Genomic DNA, 2,047 nt, shown 5'->3' on the forward strand with positions numbered 1-2,047 from the left:
CCGAGGCGGTGAAGGCGGGCAGGGTGCCGAGGGCGGCGGCCGCGCCCGCGGTGGCGGCGAGAGCGAGGAAGCCCCTGCGGCTCGGGCGGTGGTCGTGCGATTCGGTGTGCTGAGTGTCCATGGTGTGCACTCCATGTCCGGCAGACGGCGCATGCGGGGACGACGGCCACGGGCCGTCGGGCATCGTGTGAGGTGCGTACGGCGAGTGTGGGGGGCCCGGTCGCGCGGGATGGTGCGGGGCGGGACGGTGCCCGGGTGCGGGGCCCGGTCGTGTGGCTGCCGGGCCCCGCGCAGGGATCAGGCGGACTTGGGTACGTCGATCCTGTCGATGTCGGGTGAGTAGTCCCAGCCGCTGTCGAAGGTGATGGTGTTGGAGCCCGCCTTCAGGGCCAGTTGCACGCTGACGGTCTCGACCGTGGCCCAGTCGCCCGTGGAGGGGAACTTCAGGCTGGTGCCGTTGCCGCTGTTGGAGTAGACCGTGACCGAGCGGGGGTCGCCGCTGACGTAGGCGACGTTCACCGTGTAGATGCCGTCCTTCTTCACCGTGATGTCGTTGAACTGCAGCCTGCTGTCCAGGTAGAGGTTGCCGACCTTCTTGCCGCCGGAGCAGGAGGCGCAGCCGGCGACGGCGGCGTTGCCGGTCAGGGTGTTGTTCGCGGACTCGGCCTCGTAGCGGGTGGTCGCCAGGGGGGCGCCACCCGGCCTGACGGTGAACAGCCGGGAACCGTGCGCGGGCAGCGTCGCGGTGATCTCGTTCTTGTGCGTCCCGAGGTCCTGGTGGCTCCACAGGTCGCGCACGGAGGCTGCGCCGGTGAATCCGAAGGACGCCCAGTCGGCGGTGACGGAGGCCGAGGAGCCGCCGAGGTTGAACAGGGCGATGGTGTAAGTGCCGTTGGGGTTCTCGGTCCCCCAGACCTGCTGGTCGCCCATCGGGGTGACGGGACGTGCCACGGGCGAGTCGTTCTGGTCGACGGCGATGACTTCCCGGTTGGTCAGCAGGGAGAGGCCGTAGCTGTCCAGCTTGGTGAGGTCGTCACCGGTGAACAGGGGCGACTTGTTGATGGCCCACAGGGTCATGTAGCTCTGTCGCTCGGCGTTGGTCAGGCCGTCCATGGCGCCGTTGCCGACGTCGATCGCGTCCAGGTCGTTCCAGCCGCCGGGGCCTGCCTTGCTGCTCCACGCGGGGGCGTCGTTCCACCGGTCGTTGACCGAGTTCTCCCAGGTGACGAGGGTGTTGCAGTAGCACTCGACGTCGGTGTCGATGCGCCAGCCGTTGGAGTACTTCTTCCAATCCGCGGCATGATTGACGTCGAGCGACCAGGACAGCTCCAGGTGGATCGGGCGTCCGGTGGCGGCGATGGCCTTGTGCCAGGCGGCGACGTCCGCGACGTTGTCGTAGTTGTCGCCGGACTTGAACGAGCCGGGGCCCACGCCGTCCAGCTTGAGGAAGTCGTAGCCCCAGTCGGCGAACATCTGCGCCTGCGAGTCGATGTACTTCTGGGCGCAGGGGTTGTCGAAGTCGAGCTTGTAGGCGCTGTCCCAGCCGTTGGTGGTGCGCAGATCCGGGTAGACGACGTCCGCGGTGGTGCAGCCGGGGGCGTTCGAGATCGGCACCTTGCCGTCGCCGTACGCACCCTTCTCCAGTCCGACGGGAAGGTAGATGCCGGCCTTCAGGCCCTTGGAGTGGATGTGGTCGGCGACCGACTTCATGCCGTGGGGGAACCGTACCGGGTCGGGTGTCTGCCGGCCGTACTGGTCGTACTCGGGCGTCCAGTCGTTGTCCATCCACCAGCCGGCGTCGATGTTGACGTAGTCGTAGCCGTAGTTCTTCAGCGTGGTGGCGAGGGCGTCCGTCTGCTTCAGGACGTTGGCTTCGCTGAGGTAGCTGTAGTTTCCGTTCGGGTTCAGGCCCGGGTACTGGGAGGACTGCATGCTCCAACTGGACCAGCCCATGTACGGCTTGGCCGCCGTGCCGGAGGTGGCGTCCGCCGTGGCCGTGGTCGAGGTGGGGGCCGCGGTCGTGGAGGTGGAGGGGACGGCCGTGGGC

General features: G+C 68.2%; 2 protein-coding genes. Both read right to left on the bottom strand.

Annotated features, from left to right (window positions below):
• On the bottom strand, positions 1-184 hold a 184-nt coding region (locus BZY54_RS55765), incomplete at its 3' end, for a twin-arginine translocation signal domain-containing protein (RefSeq protein WP_143668394.1).
• A 113-nt stretch (positions 185-297) separates the two neighbouring features.
• Positions 298-2,047 (bottom strand): alpha-galactosidase D (locus BZY54_RS47430; protein WP_086731485.1); only part of this gene is annotated, 1,750 nt, incomplete at its 5' end.

Origin of the sequence: Streptomyces carpinensis, assembly GCF_002154505.1 — a bacterium.
GTDB lineage: Bacteria > Actinomycetota > Actinomycetes > Streptomycetales > Streptomycetaceae > Streptomyces > Streptomyces carpinensis.